Origin of the sequence: Vibrio sp. 10N.286.45.E10 (assembly GCF_002874195.2) — a bacterium.
Classification (GTDB): Bacteria; Pseudomonadota; Gammaproteobacteria; order Enterobacterales; family Vibrionaceae; genus Vibrio; species Vibrio crassostreae.
This window is the reverse complement of record NZ_MCWD02000001.1, coordinates 41,966-56,255: the sequence shown is the minus strand read 5'-3', so window position 1 is coordinate 56,255 and position 14,290 is coordinate 41,966. Positions and strand designations below refer to the sequence as shown.

The following is a 14,290-nucleotide window of genomic DNA, read 5'->3' as shown; positions in this document are numbered from 1 at the left end:
TCCATTACATCATAACAACATCAAACTGCTCTTGTATGTACAGAGGCTCAGCCTGGATTTTAACTTGCTTACCAATAAAGACTTCAAGCTCAGCAAGCGCATGAGATTCATCGCCCTCTAACGCCTCAGCTACGGCAGCTGCCGCATAAACCACAAATTTATCGGCGTCATATGCACGATTCACTCGCGTGATCTCTCGAAGAATTTCATAACAAACGGTTTCAACGGTCTTCACACTGCCGCGACCTTCACAAGCAGGACAGCTCGAACACAGGATATGCTCAATACTTTCACGAGTACGTTTACGAGTCATCTCAACCAAACCAAGCTGCGTGAAGCCATTAATATTGGTTTTCACACGGTCTTTATCTAGCGCAGCCTCTAAAGAAGTGAGCACTCGCTTACGATGTTCCTCTGACAACATATCAATAAAGTCGATAATGATGATGCCACCTAGGTTACGCAGACGTAGCTGGCGAGCAATCGCTTGAGTCGCTTCTACGTTGGTGTTGAAAATCGTCTCTTCTAGATTACGGCGACCAACAAACGCGCCAGTGTTGATATCAACCGTGGTCATCGCTTCAGTTTGGTCAATAATCAAATATCCACCAGACTTTAATTCGACTTTACGATCCAATGAACGCTGAATTTCGTTCTCGGTATCGTACATATCAAAGATAGGTTTATCACCTTCATACAGCTCAAGCTTGTCTGTCAGCTCTGGCACGTATTCAGAGGTAAACTCTTTTAGGTTTTCATACTCTAGACGAGAATCGACCTGAATCTTACTCAGCTCAGTACCGACAAAATCACGCAAGATACGTTGGCTTAGGCAAAGTTCACCATACAAGCGAGTGCGCGCTTTGTGTTTACCACGACGCTCAAGAACCTTTAGCCAAAGTCGCTTCAAGAAAGCGGCATCTTGTGCAAGTTCATTCGAGTCAGCGCCTTCAGCCGCAGTGCGGATGATGAAGCCACCGTGTTCGTCACAGTAACGAGACACGACTTTTTTAAGACGGTTACGCTCAGACTCGCTGTCGATTCGTTGGGAAACGCCAACATGACTTGCGCCCGGCATAAATACCAGATAACGAGACGGTAGAGTGATATCCGTGGTTAGGCGAGCACCTTTAGTTCCAAGAGGGTCTTTGACCACTTGCACCACAATGTCTTGCCCTTGACGAACAAGCTCTGAAATGTCACGAACTTGAAACTGCTTCTTTTCATTTTCAGCCACACATTCAGTGTGCGGAACAATATCAGAGGCGTGTAAAAAAGCTGCTTTCTCAAGGCCTATATCCACAAAAGCCGCCTGCATTCCCGGAAGAACACGGCTTACACGTCCTTTATAGATATTTCCTACGATACCGCGTCGAGCATCTCGTTCGACATGGATCTCTTGAAGAGCCCCCCCTTCAATCATGGCCACACGAGTTTCACTCGGGGTCACGTTCAGCAACAATTCAGCACTCATGGGCACCTCAGATTAGTAATTATAAGAATTCTTGCAGTAGCTGGTCCGTTTCAAATAAAGGTAAGCCGACAACGGCGTAATAACTACCTTCAATTCGGGTAACAAAGCGTCCGCCCAAACCTTGGATCCCATAGCTACCGGCTTTATCGCATGGCTCCCCTGTTTGCCAGTATTGTTCTATTTCTTTTTCACTGAGGGGTTTAAACCATACGTCGGTAATAATGATTTCTGTTCTTTGTTTTTCTTCTGAAACCACAGAAACCGCCGTCATCACTTGGTGACGTTCATTCGCTAACTGAGTAAGCATACGCTTAGAGTCAGCAAAATCGCATGGCTTCTCAAGTACTTGCCCTTGACTAACAACGACGGTATCAGAACCAAGAACGACTATATCAGAGCCATTATCTACAGTATCAGAACTAGGAACGACATGCTGCCTTTCAGAAGGGTTATCTTTTAATAAAGACAATGCCGCTAAGGCTTTATCTAAAGATAGTCGCTTAACATACTCTTCGGCGGTTTCTTGAGCGTGTTTACACTCTTCAACATCGGTTACAAGGACAGAGAACTCATAACCGAGTTGCGATAGTAATTCTTTGCGGCGTGGTGAACCGGATGCCAAAACTAAATGTTTCTTTTGCATTGTCACGCTACCTCACATGCCAATGGCGACGCACGCGTCTCATTAATAAAAACATCCAAGGCCAAAGTATACAGTTTATCAATGCGCTCCATAGCGATAATGGGTTGAAAACGACATCTTGGATCAAATATTCACCAAAGAAGATCAATACCTCAAACAACACCGTTAACGCAGCAATGATCATCGCTTGCTGCCATAGCGCCATGTTACGAATAACGAGGAAGTTCATGGCAATAATGTACATCACTATTGCCATCATCATACCTCGAATACCCAGAGTAGAACCGATCAAAAGGTCCCACAATAAGCCTAGAATCAAAGCACTACCTACGTTAACACGATGTGGCAGAGCCAAAACCCAGTAACACGTAACCAGCAGCAACCAAGATGGTCTAAATAGATCTAAGCTACCAGGCCAAGGGATCGTTTGCAGAATAAGGGCTACTAAAAATGAGCAGCCAATTACGACCTTGCTTCTTAAAACGCTATTGGCCATCTTCATCCTCTAACAATGCTTGTTCTATGCTGGATTGATCCGCTTGCATCTGTTTATTTTCATCAGGCCATACAAGCAGCAAGTATCTGAGCTTGTCGAACTCAACCACAGGCTCTGCTTTGATAACGGCGAATTCTCGTTTCGGGTCGTAATCAACGGCAGTAACATAGGCGACTGGGTAACCTTCTGGATACACCCCACCAAGACCCGATGTCACCAACAGATCTTCTTCCTGTATATCAGTACTGGTTGGAATGTGCTCTAGCTGGATCTCGTCAATCATGCCATTCCCCGAAGCAATCACACGGATGTCATTACGAATAACCTGCACGGGAATCGCATTGTTTGCATCAGTGAGTAGAAGGACACGGCTATTATGAGCAGCAACAAAGGTCACTTGACCCACAATACCTTTCTCGTTGATCACCGGTTGACCTTCGTACACCCCATCAATCTGACCTTTATCGATCACGACTTGATGACGATATGGTGAAGTGTCTACCGCCATAACTTCTGTGACGACTTTCTTCTCATCACGGATAAACGGAGATCCTAACAGCTTACGTAGGCGTTTGTTTTCCTCTTGATATTGCTCAAGCAGAATCAACTCGCTCTTAAGACGCAAAACTTCTCGTTTAATATTATGGTTGGATTCAATTAACCCTTTGCGAGTGCTAAAACGGTCATAAACACCATCGAACATAGTGCGAGGCAAGTTGGCTGCATACTGGATAGGCGCAACCATGCTGTTCAATAGATAGCGGACATTTGAGAAAGCATCTAAACGACTATCAGCCAGCATAAGGCTGGCTGATAAAATTACAGCAAAAAACAGGCGCAATTGTAGAGAGGGACCTCTACCAAAAATTGGCTTCATTCTATATTTGGTCCTAGAGCTACATTTGATCCTATAGACAAGGTCCTAGGCTCTTTACATAAAACTAGATAATAAAAGAGCCTAACACTAGATATTATTCTTCGCTGAACAGATCGCCGCCGTGCATGTCGATCATCTCTAGAGCTTTACCGCCACCTAGAGCAACACACGTTAATGGCTCTTCTGCAACAACAACAGGGATGCCTGTTTCTTCTGTTAACAGACGATCAAGGTCTTTAAGCAGTGCACCACCACCTGTTAGTACCATACCGTTTTCTGAGATATCAGAAGCTAGCTCTGGCGGACACTGCTCTAGTGCAACCATTACTGCAGATACGATGCCAGATAGAGGCTCTTGAAGTGCTTCAAGGATTTCGTTTGAGTTTAAGCTAAAGCTACGAGGCACACCTTCAGCAAGGTTACGACCACGTACTTCGATCTCTTCTACTTCATCGCCAGGGTAAGCTGAACCGATTTCGTGTTTGATCTTCTCTGCCGTCGCTTCACCGATCAAGCTGCCGTAGTTACGACGAACGTAGTTGATGATCGCTTCATCAAAACGGTCACCGCCGATACGTACAGAAGACGAGTAAACCACACCATTCAGTGAGATAACCGCAACTTCAGTAGTACCACCACCGATATCAACAACCATTGAACCTGTTGGTTCAGAGACACGTAGGCCAGCACCAATCGCTGCAGCCATTGGCTCATCGATTAGGTAAACCTCACGAGCACCAGCACCTAATGCTGATTCACGAATAGCACGACGCTCTACTTGCGTAGAACCACAAGGAACACAAACCAAAACGCGAGGGCTTGGTTTAAGCACACTGTTGTCATGCACTTGTTTAATGAAGTGCTGAAGCATTTTTTCCGTTACGTAAAAGTCGGCAATTACACCGTCTTTCATTGGACGGATCGCTGAGATGTTACCAGGCGTACGACCAAGCATTTGCTTAGCAGCGTGACCAACAGCAGCGACACTCTTTGCAGAACCCGCACGATCTTGGCGAATAGCTACAACTGAAGGCTCATCAAGAACAATGCCTTGGCCTTTTACATAAATAAGGGTATTGGCTGTACCTAAATCAATCGATAGGTCGTTTGAAAACATGCCACGAAGTTTTTTAAACATATTCTTCGCTCATCCTGCAAGAATTAGAAGACAAAAATTGCACTAAATGTACCAATGCCTTGCTGTTACGGCAAGGCATTGAAGTACAAACATGGACTGAAACCCGCAATTTCTTACAGATTCCTAACTTAAGGGGCAAAAATTATATTATTACTGACCTGTTAAGCCACTTTCACCTCGGTAGATCACACGATCGTTACCACGATAGATGCCAAATGTGACGACGGTGGAGGGATCTTCGTCCCCCAATTGTCGCCAGTTGTAACGGAGCCATGGCTGGTCTTGATCACTACCAGAACATGAGATGTCATTTTCGCCAGTCTTCTTGCTTGGCTCCGAGTCATCCATTCTTAGCCACAAACGAACCTGTTCACGTGGCGAATCTGTACCTGCTGGCGTATTTTGATTTGCTGTGACCTCTTCCTCTCCCTCATCCACATTTCCACTACCGTTAAGTAAAGCTAAAGTGGTTGCCGCCCCTTCACTGTGCCAAATAACTTGTTTACAAGTATTAGCCCCATTGAAGGTACTGCGGTCATCATCCTCGTTAACAATAAACTCGCTGCCATCCCAGAACTCAGCTCGCAGTGGAATCGTTAGAGTAGTACCTGAGTTGCCACCAATATCATCGAGTACTATTCGGCCATAACGGGCCGGAGGTTGGACTGGGAATACTGCCGAATCAGTAACAGGGTCAGAGTCCGTAAATGACACAGGATCAGCACCGTCTACCGTTAAACCGAAATGAGTAACGGTAGAGTTAGTATCCGATGTATTAAAGGGATTATCCTTGCGGCTAATCCCATCAGAATCCGTAACTCGCTCAAGAACAGCGGCACTATCACTCAACAACCAGTGCTTGCGTTCTGTAGACCAAGACCCAGCATCAGTATCTAGTAAGAAATCATTATCTATACTTGTGTCATCCAGAATACCAAAACTAGCTTGCAGGTCTGAACTGAAAAATCGGTAATTATTGAGTGCATTATCCGTATCACTCTCACCTGATGCCATTGGATATACTTGGTGAACTGTAGAGTCATAAGGTTGACTTAGGTACGCAATATTCTTTTGGTCCGCAACAATCCATTCCGGAGTACCTTGAACAAAGAATTTAGGATAAAAGCGACCTATCGATTTGCTGCCAGATAAGCCACCTAAAATTGAACCGTAGAAACTCCCAGTTTCCGTTGCTATGAAGTTAAAGCTACCCGCTTCTGAGTACTTCAAACTACCGAACTTATAACCTTTATTCGCCTGGTCATTCGACGAAATTTGTTTAGTTAGCTGAGCTACAGGGGTCAAATCACCTAACTTAGCGTCAGGATAAACCGTAATTAGAGGTGTATCTAAAGTCGTTGTAACTTCGACGCTTGCTGTCGACTTAAAGTAATTGTTCGTCAACAAGTTATCATTAGTACAAACTGCAGATGAATTTGTATGCTTTATTGGACGAGCATAAACATCGAATGACTCTCCCGCACTACTAAAGCTGTCAGAGTCTTTCTCGTTGCTGTTTCCATCCGAACTCTTACTAGTACAAATTGCAAACTTCCACGGACGAGAGTACACAGAGAAGCTCCCTTCAACATCGTAACTCCCGTCTTCGGGGCAACCGGCGAAACCAGTACAACCAAAACTATTGTCTTTTAAAGTGACATTAAAAAGCCCTGACTCAGAGATAGTTAAGTCAGTTGAGGCGCTACCTTTTTTAAACTCAGGTAAGTAAGTCAGCGAACCATCGGAGCCACTCCAAGAACTATCAAGCTCATGAGCAATAGTAACTTCATCACCAGCTTCACCTATATAGTTTTCAGCAACAACAATTGAGTCACCAGAATCACACGCTAAAACTTTAGTTACTGTCTGTGTAGCCTGCCCCGCAATAACGTCAAGACGATTTGTTGGAGTACTGCCATCCACTAAAGAGAATTTAAATGGTACGAACTTGAACTGACTTTCTACCTCTTTGCCAGAATCATCTACTAATGTCGCCGTTAGCTTATAACCTGTATCAAAATCAATATTGGCAGTATCTTTAGCGACAACTTTTAAAGTTAATTCACCATCCTCATTTGAAACATAGTTAGGGTAAGAACCTGAACCTTGTAGTGCAAAAACATCAAATTCATCAGCGTCTGGCGTAATACCTACGGTAACGCCTAGACTTTCCGCCACACTATTATTAGAGGTATTAATGGTAAATTGAGGGGAATCGTCACCACACATCAAGGCTAGATCCGTCGCCGGGGAAATATCTATCTCGTAATCATCTGCGGGTACAATACAGCTGGTCTCAGCATGAATTAAAGAGCTTGATGACATATTGACTGATTTAGCAGAAACAGCACCATACACTCTTGCTGTACCGCTCATATCAACATTCTGTTCGCTATATAACAGACCTACAAACGTGGTTTTATTTGCAGAGCCACTACTATTTAAACTAACAAAACTGGAACCACTTTGTAATACGTTGACCCTAAAGTGTGTATCTCCAGCTAAAATGGGCTTATCCCCGATCCAATTAACAATTGGAACACCGATATAGCTACCGTTGTTTACAGATAAGCTTTTAGTAAAGACGGTCACCGTATCGCCACTCTTGACGCGTAATTCCCCCGTGCCATTGATATTAAGTGTGCCAATTTTATATTTACCAGACTCTATTTCGACCACAGCACCAGTACCAATTGAGATGCTGTCATATTCGTAGATCTTCACACCACCAACAGTGATAGGTAAGGAAGTGACATTGTGGGTATAAGGGATATCTAACGAGTTGCCTAAATTATCTGGTACATCTTCTAATGCTTCTTTATCAATAAGTAAATCATCTAAGCCGAAGCATTGCTGGCCTTCACAAGCGACACCCGTTCTATCATTGGTATTCGAATTTAAAAAGCCTACATAACGATTCCCGCCATCTCTCAGCGCCCCTACTATTTGGGGAGAACCATTGATTTCCAAACTCCCATTGGAGCCTTTCCATGTTTGTACTGGACTTTTATTATTAAAACCTTCACAAATTCCTATGTCATTAGGTCTGTCAAACATAAAGAAACCAACGTCTTCTTTTACGTGACCACGCTCTTTATCTTTGTCCATGTCCTCTTCAACTACGAAGTAGACTTTGTTTTTAGTGACATCACAGCGACGCAACCAACCGCCATTATTACCGTCACGAGAGTTCTTGTTAGCAACTAGAATCGGTGGAGCATCAAACCCCGAAAATGCGATATCGGTATATTCTAAACATCCCTGCTCAATAGGAGAGATGACCTTCTCATTAAGTTCGGTCGTTTTGAGAGTCTGCCCATCTCCTAACCAAAAACGTGCACCTTGAATAAACCCGTTACCCTCACCAGCAACGAAACCCACGGTCTCCTTCTGAGTAAGATGATTGTTATTCGTCACCTCTGACTTCTCTAGTGACAAGAAAAATCTATCTTTTTTGACCTCTCTAGCCATACCCGTAAACCACTTAGAGCTGTTTCTTTTGGTTTGAGGTTGAACAAGAACCCCCGGAGTATTGGAGAAGTTGGAAGGTAAGCCATAATCCTGATAGTTAATCGTAACTTTGTTGCCTCGTTCACTTTGAATATATGAAGCGGCAACCTTAGTTTCAATCGAACCTGCAACTATCTTCGCCTTGTTACCTAGAGTGATAACTCCAGGTTCAATAACAAAGTAATCAATATTATGCATTGGGGCATCATTTACAAAATTAACGTGATTCGCTGCATTTCGATGAGGGGCAACCTCTTGAACAATGGTGGCAGTTAGTCTTGTAGTAGCAGTAACGGAAGCTGTTGAAGGTAATTCAGTTTGATTAAGAGACAGCTTAGATAAACCAGCATCGATAGTAGGCATAACGAAAACTAATGGCTTTGGCTTAGCCGAATCATAAGTGTTATCAAAAATAATCGTACAAGTACGTTGGCCATTTTGAGACGTAGTACACTCTGTATCAGTTAGAGTACCGAACTCAAACTGAGGGTTTAAGTTCACAGGAGGTGGCTGCGGAGGGGATATGCCGTCACTACAACTGACGTTAGTAATATCGTCATCATCATAGACCGGAGATAAGCTACCATTTTTCAAAGATTCGTATTTAGTTTCAATAATGTTAGCACCTAATCCACTATCAATATCTCGTCGATAATATTTAACTTCATCATTAGAGGCATCATTAGTAATTGTTACTTCATACAGACGATCATCAATAAGATTTTGCTCATTGAAAATATATGATGGATGCCACCTTTTATGGTTTGTATACCAAATAACATGCCCATGGCTACCTTGTTTTAAATAAAAATCTTGATAGTCATCATCACCTTCTACCTGAAATGAAATGGTAAAATCCTCATTTCCCTTCAAGTTAGAACATTGGTTTGCGTAAGTATTTCCTACAAAAAACAAACAAACGAAGATAACTAAATACCTTAACAAGTTCATACTCATTCCCTCACCCAAACTTCTTGGATACGCTGTACTTGGTTGATACCTGAGCCACAGATAGCTGTTGATTCTATTTTGAAAAAGCCAACGCCATCTAAAACGCCGATTTGTCGACAAGTTAATTGATCGACACTACAGATAGTCGACATACCACTACTCACTTGATTGGCATTTAAGTTGCTACACACAGTACTCACACTCGTTGAAACCGCAGGCGACACCGTTAATGGATAAACTTGAGTGAGTGCCCACTCATTCGCTGAATGTGCTAATAGCCAAGCCTGCGTTCCAAGCTGTTTACGCGTCAATGTATCGTGATTTGACCACTGAACTTGTACTAAAGAAGTCGCAAGGAAGCCCATCACCACAATAACAAATACTGCGACGACCAAAACACTGCCTTGTTGAGATGATTTTCTATGGCGCATTGAGTACCTGCACATCTTGTTGGTAAACACTTACTTCACTGTTTTGCTCAAGCACAAGGTCGACGTGAATCACACCACCTCGTTGTAAGCTTGGTTCTTCATAACGAAAATTACTTTCAGCATAATTAATACTATCCGCAACGGTGACTCCATTGCGTTGAATTAAGCCTTGATTCTGAACGGTATCATTCACCAAACAGTAACTCACCGAAGCACTCTCATCGTAAATATAATGGCGTTGAGCAATAGACTGACTGCTAAGATTAACAGAGGTCGCGGTAAACACATTATTCGTGGAAATTAAACCTGAGACTGAAATCCGTTTAGTTGAGCCCGCTCCTAAGTCAGAGTAATTCGTTGGGTTAATAATTAGGAAGTCGTCTGCGTCGAGTATTGGGGAGTCCTGGCCGATAATAAAATTCAGCTCGTCTGTTGCTTCATCAAGATGATAAAAGCCTGAGTACTTAATAGCGTAAAAGGTGAGACATTTTTGAGCAAAAGCCGAAGCAGGCATAATGCTCGAATCAAAACTGTTAGGAACCGCATGGCTTATCTCTCGCGACATTTTCTCGACAACAAATTGCCCTTTCACTTGCACCTTTTGTCTATCGATAGTGTCGACATAACCTTTCATGCCGTATTCAACAAAGCCTGCGATCGCTAAACCAATCACACCTACGACGACAATCGTTACAATCATCTCAATTAAGGTAAAACCACGTTGCTTCATCAGTAGTTCCCCTTGTAAGCGATAACGCTGTAGCGGTTGTTGCCACCAAAGATCTGTAACTCAACACGCTTCATCGTGCCGATAACGTTATCGTTAATACCGTCCATGTTTTGATCATAAAACACGGAAACCTCAACACGAAAATTGGCATAACTGTCTTCAATATTTTCATCAAGGATATTAGCGAGCGGATACTTAGTTGATGAGACACACGCTGACTCCGTAGTATCAGTGTACCAACAACCGATATAGTCATCGACATCATTAAAAGCTGCGGGCGTTGCCTCTAAGCCATCAATACCAAGTTCATTAGGCGCAGAACAAGCAGTCGCACCTGCATCCCCACAACGCACCAGACCACCATCAAAATCACTGTGTTCATCAAAACCACGTGCCAATATTTGGTTCATCAAACTCTGACCTAAGGCCACGGAACGGTTTTGATACTGTGGGTCGGCTGAACTTGCCACTTGTGGTGCTAAAAAACTGGTAATCGTGACCATCGCAATACCCAAAACGATAATCACAACAATGCTTTCAATCAGAGTAAAACCACGAGAACGAATCATAGGCACACTCCCTCACGTACATAACCTTGAGAGTTAATACAAACTTGGGCGCTATTACTTGAAGTGGTGGAGTTAATCGTAATGTTCACTCCAGCGCTTACTGAAGGATTTCCCAATAAATCAAAGTCGATAACAGTATTCGCTGGAGAAAATGAAATATCTGATTCACGCACATAATCACTACGTGCATCGGCCTGTGTTTTTTGATCGCTATTCGAAAGATTTAAGTTACACGCGGCCACAGAGCCTAAACAATTACTATTAATAGCAAGACGAAAGCTGTCACTAGCAGCGGAAACGTTTGATTGCATTCGATTGACTTGGATTTGGCGAATTACGGAGATAGCTTGTTCTTGTGCAGTAAAAGTGGAATAGCTAGAAGTACCAACGAAGCGACTCGCGGCAAAAGTTGAAATAATACCGAGGATAATGATAACGATGATCAGCTCTACCAAAGTAAAGCCGTTGGGTGTGGGGCTGTTATCCATAATGAGCCTCTAACTGCCTAGCGAATACTGATTATACAAGATAACGAAACTGACGATCTTATGTATATGAATAGTTTTGATATTTATGCGTAGTAGATAGAAAAAAGGCCAGCAAGAGCTGGCCTCTGTTTTCTCAAATTTACAAATCAATCAGTACAAGAAGTAACTGTAATTCTCGGCTCTTGAGCTGTTGTTGCTGTAGCATCGATCGCGTAAGTTACAAAACAAGTAGTGTTGTTATCAAAGCCGTATGCAATAGCACCAGTTGCAGACGAAATTACCGTCCAATCGTCAGCTAAACCTGATACTGCATTGCCAATACCAGCAGATGTAGCTTCAGGGTAACCAAACACTACATTAATATCATTTCCGTTAGCGCCAGAGACAGCTCGGCCTGAAGAAATAGCCTCTAAGCCATCAATTGCAGCTTTGCCATATACAATACCTGCCGCACCAGCCATTGCACCTTTTAAACCTTCCAAAGAAGACGTACGAGCATCATCTTGCAGGTTTAGGAAACGTGGTGCCGCAGTTACAGCAAGAATACCTAGAATAACAATTACAACCACTAGTTCGATTAGGGTGAAACCGCCTTGTCTTTTCATAGTTAAGCTCTCTCTATGTTTAATTTTACGCAGACTTACTGCAAAGTTACGGTCACACGACCAGTTTTAATTTCGTAAACAAATTCGTGCTCAGTACTACCTTCTAATTGAACGTAAGTACAGGTTGCATCACCTGAATTCGCTTGCGCTGAATATTTGTAATTTGAGTCGTTAGCGACATCTGCCACTGCACCTACTTTAGGTGGATTTTGCAGCAAGTTTTCCATCAGTTCAGAACATGTTTCATCTGAAATATCTTGTGGCGCGGTGCTCGAATTATTGTTCAGAGTCCACGGATAGCCATCTCGAAAGTCAGTATCGACGTTGCTACTGTTCTTTGATCTTGTTAACCAAAAATCAACACCATCATAATTTACAGTATTGTATGTCTCAACACCAATCTTCTCTGACGGTCTTGCTTCTGCTTCCCACTGTGCTCTTGCCGACAAAACAGCGGTCGCAAAACCACCAGCGACACCTTCAATGCTTGATTTCTTGGCTTCATCAGTTACATCGAGAAAACGAGGTAATGCAGCAACCGCCAATAAACCAACGACCACGATCACTATCACTAATTCGACAAGGGAGAAACCCTTTTGATTCTTAAGCATTTTCTACCTACTCATCTAATTATTAACGCGCATTATACATTCGCGCACGTATAAAACCATACAAAAACTGTCAATATTTTCACAAAGCCAAAATATTGGCTTTCACACTAAACCTTTCTTTTTCGAGCAATATATCTAACTGATACTTATCAGTATAATGATAACTGCAGTGAAACAGTATGTTATCACTTTTATCTTCAACACTTGGAGATCTTAGCCCTAAAATGCTCCCTTGGGGATACAATTGATCCAGCCAATAATTACAGTCTCGCTCCGTACCTTGAATCGGTTTTAACCAGCCTGTTCGACTATAACTTTTGGGGTGCTCCGGATCATTGTTTTGCTCGGAGCCTGATAACAAATACTGCTGTTTGAACAAATTGGCTTGTTCTAAAATCCGCTTGCTCGCCACAATAAATGCCGTATTAGTCGCTTCTTCTTCTACCGTTTTAAATGCCGAAAGCACACCGACAATAAGAAAAAGAATAACCACAGTCCAAATAACAAAACGTGAGCGTTGTAGGTTATTTAGCATTCCCTAGCCTTTGATTGCATCCAACATTCCCCACATCGGCAAGAATATACCTAGTGCTAAAATCAGCACCATGCCCGCAACGATGGTTAACAAAATGGGCTCAATTCTGGCGGTTAAAGTTTTCAGATCGTAATCGACCTCGCGATCATAAAAATCAGCCACTTCAAGCAGCAACTCATCAATACGACCCGTCTCTTCACCAACTGAAATCATTTGTATCACCAGCGGTGTGAAAATTTCGCTGTTGATAGCAGTAGATGACACCGTACTACCCGCTTCAATAGCCGATTTCATGGCTTGAACTCGCAACTCTAGAAAACGGTTATCCAAAGCTTCAGCGGATAAAGCTAACGATTGGTTTAGTGGCACGCCCGCTTTTAGCATCAAAGCAAACGTACGTGAGAAGCGTGACAATAGTGCTCTATTTACTACCCCGCCAATAACCGGCATTTTTAAGCGTAATCGATCCCACTTCTCCAAGCCTTTGTCTGTTTTAACCCAGGCTTTAAACGCAAAAATAAGGCCAAAGATCACGCCAAGCATTAAGCCCCAGTAATTCACAAAGAATTCCGACATACCAATCAAGATACGAGTCGGTAGCGGCAGGTCGACACCAAAGCGCGCAAACATGCTAGAGAACTGCGGAATCACCTTGATGTTAAGAATGAACATCGCAATCAAAATAAAGCTAATCACGAACGTTGGATAACGCATCGCGGTCTTGATTCGCTTGCGAGTCTCAACTTCCTGCTCATAGTACCCGGCCAACTGCAGAAGAGCCTGATCTAAACGACCCGTGTTTTCACCAACCCCAATCATAGACACAAACAATGGGCTAAATACCTTGGGATGCATCTGCATCGATGCTGCTAATCCGCGGCCATTAGTTAGCTCAGCAACCACTTCTTCGAGAGCAGCCTTCAACTGCTTATTTTCACAGTTTTGAGTAAGGCCTTTCATCGACCTTAAAAGTGGTACACCCGCTTTGGTTAAGCTGTATAACTGTCGGCAAAACAGAACCAACACCTCTAATGGTACACTCGGAGAGAACAGGCTCGATACATCCATATCTAAGACTGAACCGCCACTTTTACCTAGCTTGATAGAGGTTGGAATGATCCCCTTGCTCATCAAGCTTTCAGCTGCGAGATCTTCGTTATTCGCATCCAATTGACCACTCACTTGGCTACCATCAGAGCTGCGACCTACATAACGATACGTTGGCATATCAC

The 14,290-nt window shown here is 43.1% G+C and carries 14 protein-coding genes; all 14 read right to left on the bottom strand.

Translation table 11 applies throughout. The annotated features are described in order from the left end of the window. Nucleotides 1-4 precede the first annotated feature (4 nt). Entirely contained in the window at nt 5-1,474 is a 1,470-nt protein-coding gene (rng, locus tag BCU34_RS00225; RefSeq protein WP_017061363.1) for a ribonuclease G, read from the bottom strand. Between the two features lie 19 nt (nt 1,475-1,493). Then, complete coding sequence (locus tag BCU34_RS00220) at nt 1,494-2,117, bottom strand: Maf family protein (protein WP_102480898.1); 624 nt, start codon at nt 2,115-2,117, stop codon at nt 1,494-1,496. A gap of 7 nt (nt 2,118-2,124) precedes the next feature. Further along, complete coding sequence (gene mreD / locus BCU34_RS00215) at nt 2,125-2,613, bottom strand: rod shape-determining protein MreD (protein WP_004735926.1); 489 nt, start codon at nt 2,611-2,613, stop codon at nt 2,125-2,127. After that, the gene (gene mreC, locus BCU34_RS00210; protein ID WP_048657962.1) at nt 2,603-3,490 is read right to left on the bottom strand and encodes a rod shape-determining protein MreC; all 888 of its coding nucleotides are present in this window, start codon (nt 3,488-3,490) and stop codon (nt 2,603-2,605) included. Before mreC ends, mreD begins: the two co-directional genes overlap by 11 nt. Nucleotides 3,491-3,584: 94 nt before the next feature. After that, nucleotides 3,585-4,628 carry a rod shape-determining protein gene (locus tag BCU34_RS00205; RefSeq protein WP_017062957.1) on the bottom strand — a complete coding sequence of 348 codons (1,044 nt, stop codon included), beginning with the start codon at nt 4,626-4,628 and terminating at the stop codon, nt 3,585-3,587. A 150-nt stretch (nt 4,629-4,778) separates the two neighbouring features. Continuing rightward, nucleotides 4,779-9,089, bottom strand: a complete 4,311-nt coding sequence (locus BCU34_RS00200; protein ID WP_241903388.1) for a DUF6701 domain-containing protein — start codon at nt 9,087-9,089, stop codon at nt 4,779-4,781. A gap of 2 nt (nt 9,090-9,091) precedes the next feature. Further along, entirely contained in the window at nt 9,092-9,520 is a 429-nt protein-coding gene (locus BCU34_RS00195; RefSeq protein WP_060982980.1) for a hypothetical protein, read from the bottom strand. Then, nucleotides 9,510-10,250, bottom strand: a complete 741-nt coding sequence (locus BCU34_RS00190; RefSeq protein ID WP_102480899.1) for a prepilin-type N-terminal cleavage/methylation domain-containing protein — start codon at nt 10,248-10,250, stop codon at nt 9,510-9,512. The genes BCU34_RS00195 and BCU34_RS00190 overlap by 11 nt, the downstream gene beginning before the upstream one ends. After that, nucleotides 10,250-10,819, bottom strand: a complete 570-nt coding sequence (locus BCU34_RS00185; RefSeq protein WP_048657959.1) for a prepilin-type N-terminal cleavage/methylation domain-containing protein — start codon at nt 10,817-10,819, stop codon at nt 10,250-10,252. Before BCU34_RS00185 ends, BCU34_RS00190 begins: the two co-directional genes overlap by 1 nt. Then, complete coding sequence (locus BCU34_RS00180) at nt 10,816-11,307, bottom strand: prepilin-type N-terminal cleavage/methylation domain-containing protein (protein ID WP_048662726.1); 492 nt, start codon at nt 11,305-11,307, stop codon at nt 10,816-10,818. Before BCU34_RS00180 ends, BCU34_RS00185 begins: the two co-directional genes overlap by 4 nt. A gap of 146 nt (nt 11,308-11,453) precedes the next feature. Then, nucleotides 11,454-11,912: a prepilin-type N-terminal cleavage/methylation domain-containing protein gene (locus BCU34_RS00175; RefSeq protein WP_102480900.1), complete on the bottom strand. Its 459-nt coding sequence runs from the start codon at nt 11,910-11,912 to the stop codon at nt 11,454-11,456. 35 nt (nt 11,913-11,947) lie between these two features. Then, nucleotides 11,948-12,523, bottom strand: a complete 576-nt coding sequence (locus tag BCU34_RS00170; RefSeq protein ID WP_017062964.1) for a prepilin-type N-terminal cleavage/methylation domain-containing protein — start codon at nt 12,521-12,523, stop codon at nt 11,948-11,950. Nucleotides 12,524-12,602: 79 nt separating this feature from the next. After that, a complete protein-coding gene (locus tag BCU34_RS00165) occupies nt 12,603-13,058 on the bottom strand; it encodes an MSHA biogenesis protein MshF (protein ID WP_102480901.1) in 456 nt (151 codons plus the stop codon). A 3-nt stretch (nt 13,059-13,061) separates the two neighbouring features. Further along, on the bottom strand, nt 13,062-14,285 hold the full coding sequence (locus BCU34_RS00160) for a type II secretion system F family protein (RefSeq protein ID WP_048657953.1): 1,224 nt from the start codon (nt 14,283-14,285) through the stop codon (nt 13,062-13,064). Between the last annotated feature and the right edge of the window lie 5 nt (nt 14,286-14,290).

Bases quoted from the DNA above. Each gene is read 5' to 3' on its own strand.
- BCU34_RS00160 (WP_048657953.1), bottom strand. From the start codon at position 14,285: ATGCCAACGTATCGTTATGTAGGTCGCAGCTCTGATGGTAGCCAAGTG.
- BCU34_RS00175 (WP_102480900.1), bottom strand. From the start codon at position 11,912: ATGAAAAGACAAGGCGGTTTCACCCTAATCGAACTAGTGGTTGTAATT.
- rng (WP_017061363.1), bottom strand. From the start codon at position 1,474: ATGAGTGCTGAATTGTTGCTGAACGTGACCCCGAGTGAAACTCGTGTG.
- BCU34_RS00185 (WP_048657959.1), bottom strand. From the start codon at position 10,819: ATGATTCGTTCTCGTGGTTTTACTCTGATTGAAAGCATTGTTGTGATT.
- BCU34_RS00220 (WP_102480898.1), bottom strand. From the start codon at position 2,117: ATGCAAAAGAAACATTTAGTTTTGGCATCCGGTTCACCACGCCGCAAA.
- BCU34_RS00170 (WP_017062964.1), bottom strand. From the start codon at position 12,523: ATGCTTAAGAATCAAAAGGGTTTCTCCCTTGTCGAATTAGTGATAGTG.
- BCU34_RS00200 (WP_241903388.1), bottom strand. From the start codon at position 9,089: ATGAACTTGTTAAGGTATTTAGTTATCTTCGTTTGTTTGTTTTTTGTA.
- BCU34_RS00205 (WP_017062957.1), bottom strand. From the start codon at position 4,628: ATGTTTAAAAAACTTCGTGGCATGTTTTCAAACGACCTATCGATTGAT.
- mreC (WP_048657962.1), bottom strand. From the start codon at position 3,490: ATGAAGCCAATTTTTGGTAGAGGTCCCTCTCTACAATTGCGCCTGTTT.
- BCU34_RS00165 (WP_102480901.1), bottom strand. From the start codon at position 13,058: ATGCTAAATAACCTACAACGCTCACGTTTTGTTATTTGGACTGTGGTT.
- mreD (WP_004735926.1), bottom strand. From the start codon at position 2,613: ATGGCCAATAGCGTTTTAAGAAGCAAGGTCGTAATTGGCTGCTCATTT.
- BCU34_RS00180 (WP_048662726.1), bottom strand. From the start codon at position 11,307: ATGGATAACAGCCCCACACCCAACGGCTTTACTTTGGTAGAGCTGATC.
- BCU34_RS00195 (WP_060982980.1), bottom strand. From the start codon at position 9,520: ATGCGCCATAGAAAATCATCTCAACAAGGCAGTGTTTTGGTCGTCGCA.
- BCU34_RS00190 (WP_102480899.1), bottom strand. From the start codon at position 10,250: ATGAAGCAACGTGGTTTTACCTTAATTGAGATGATTGTAACGATTGTC.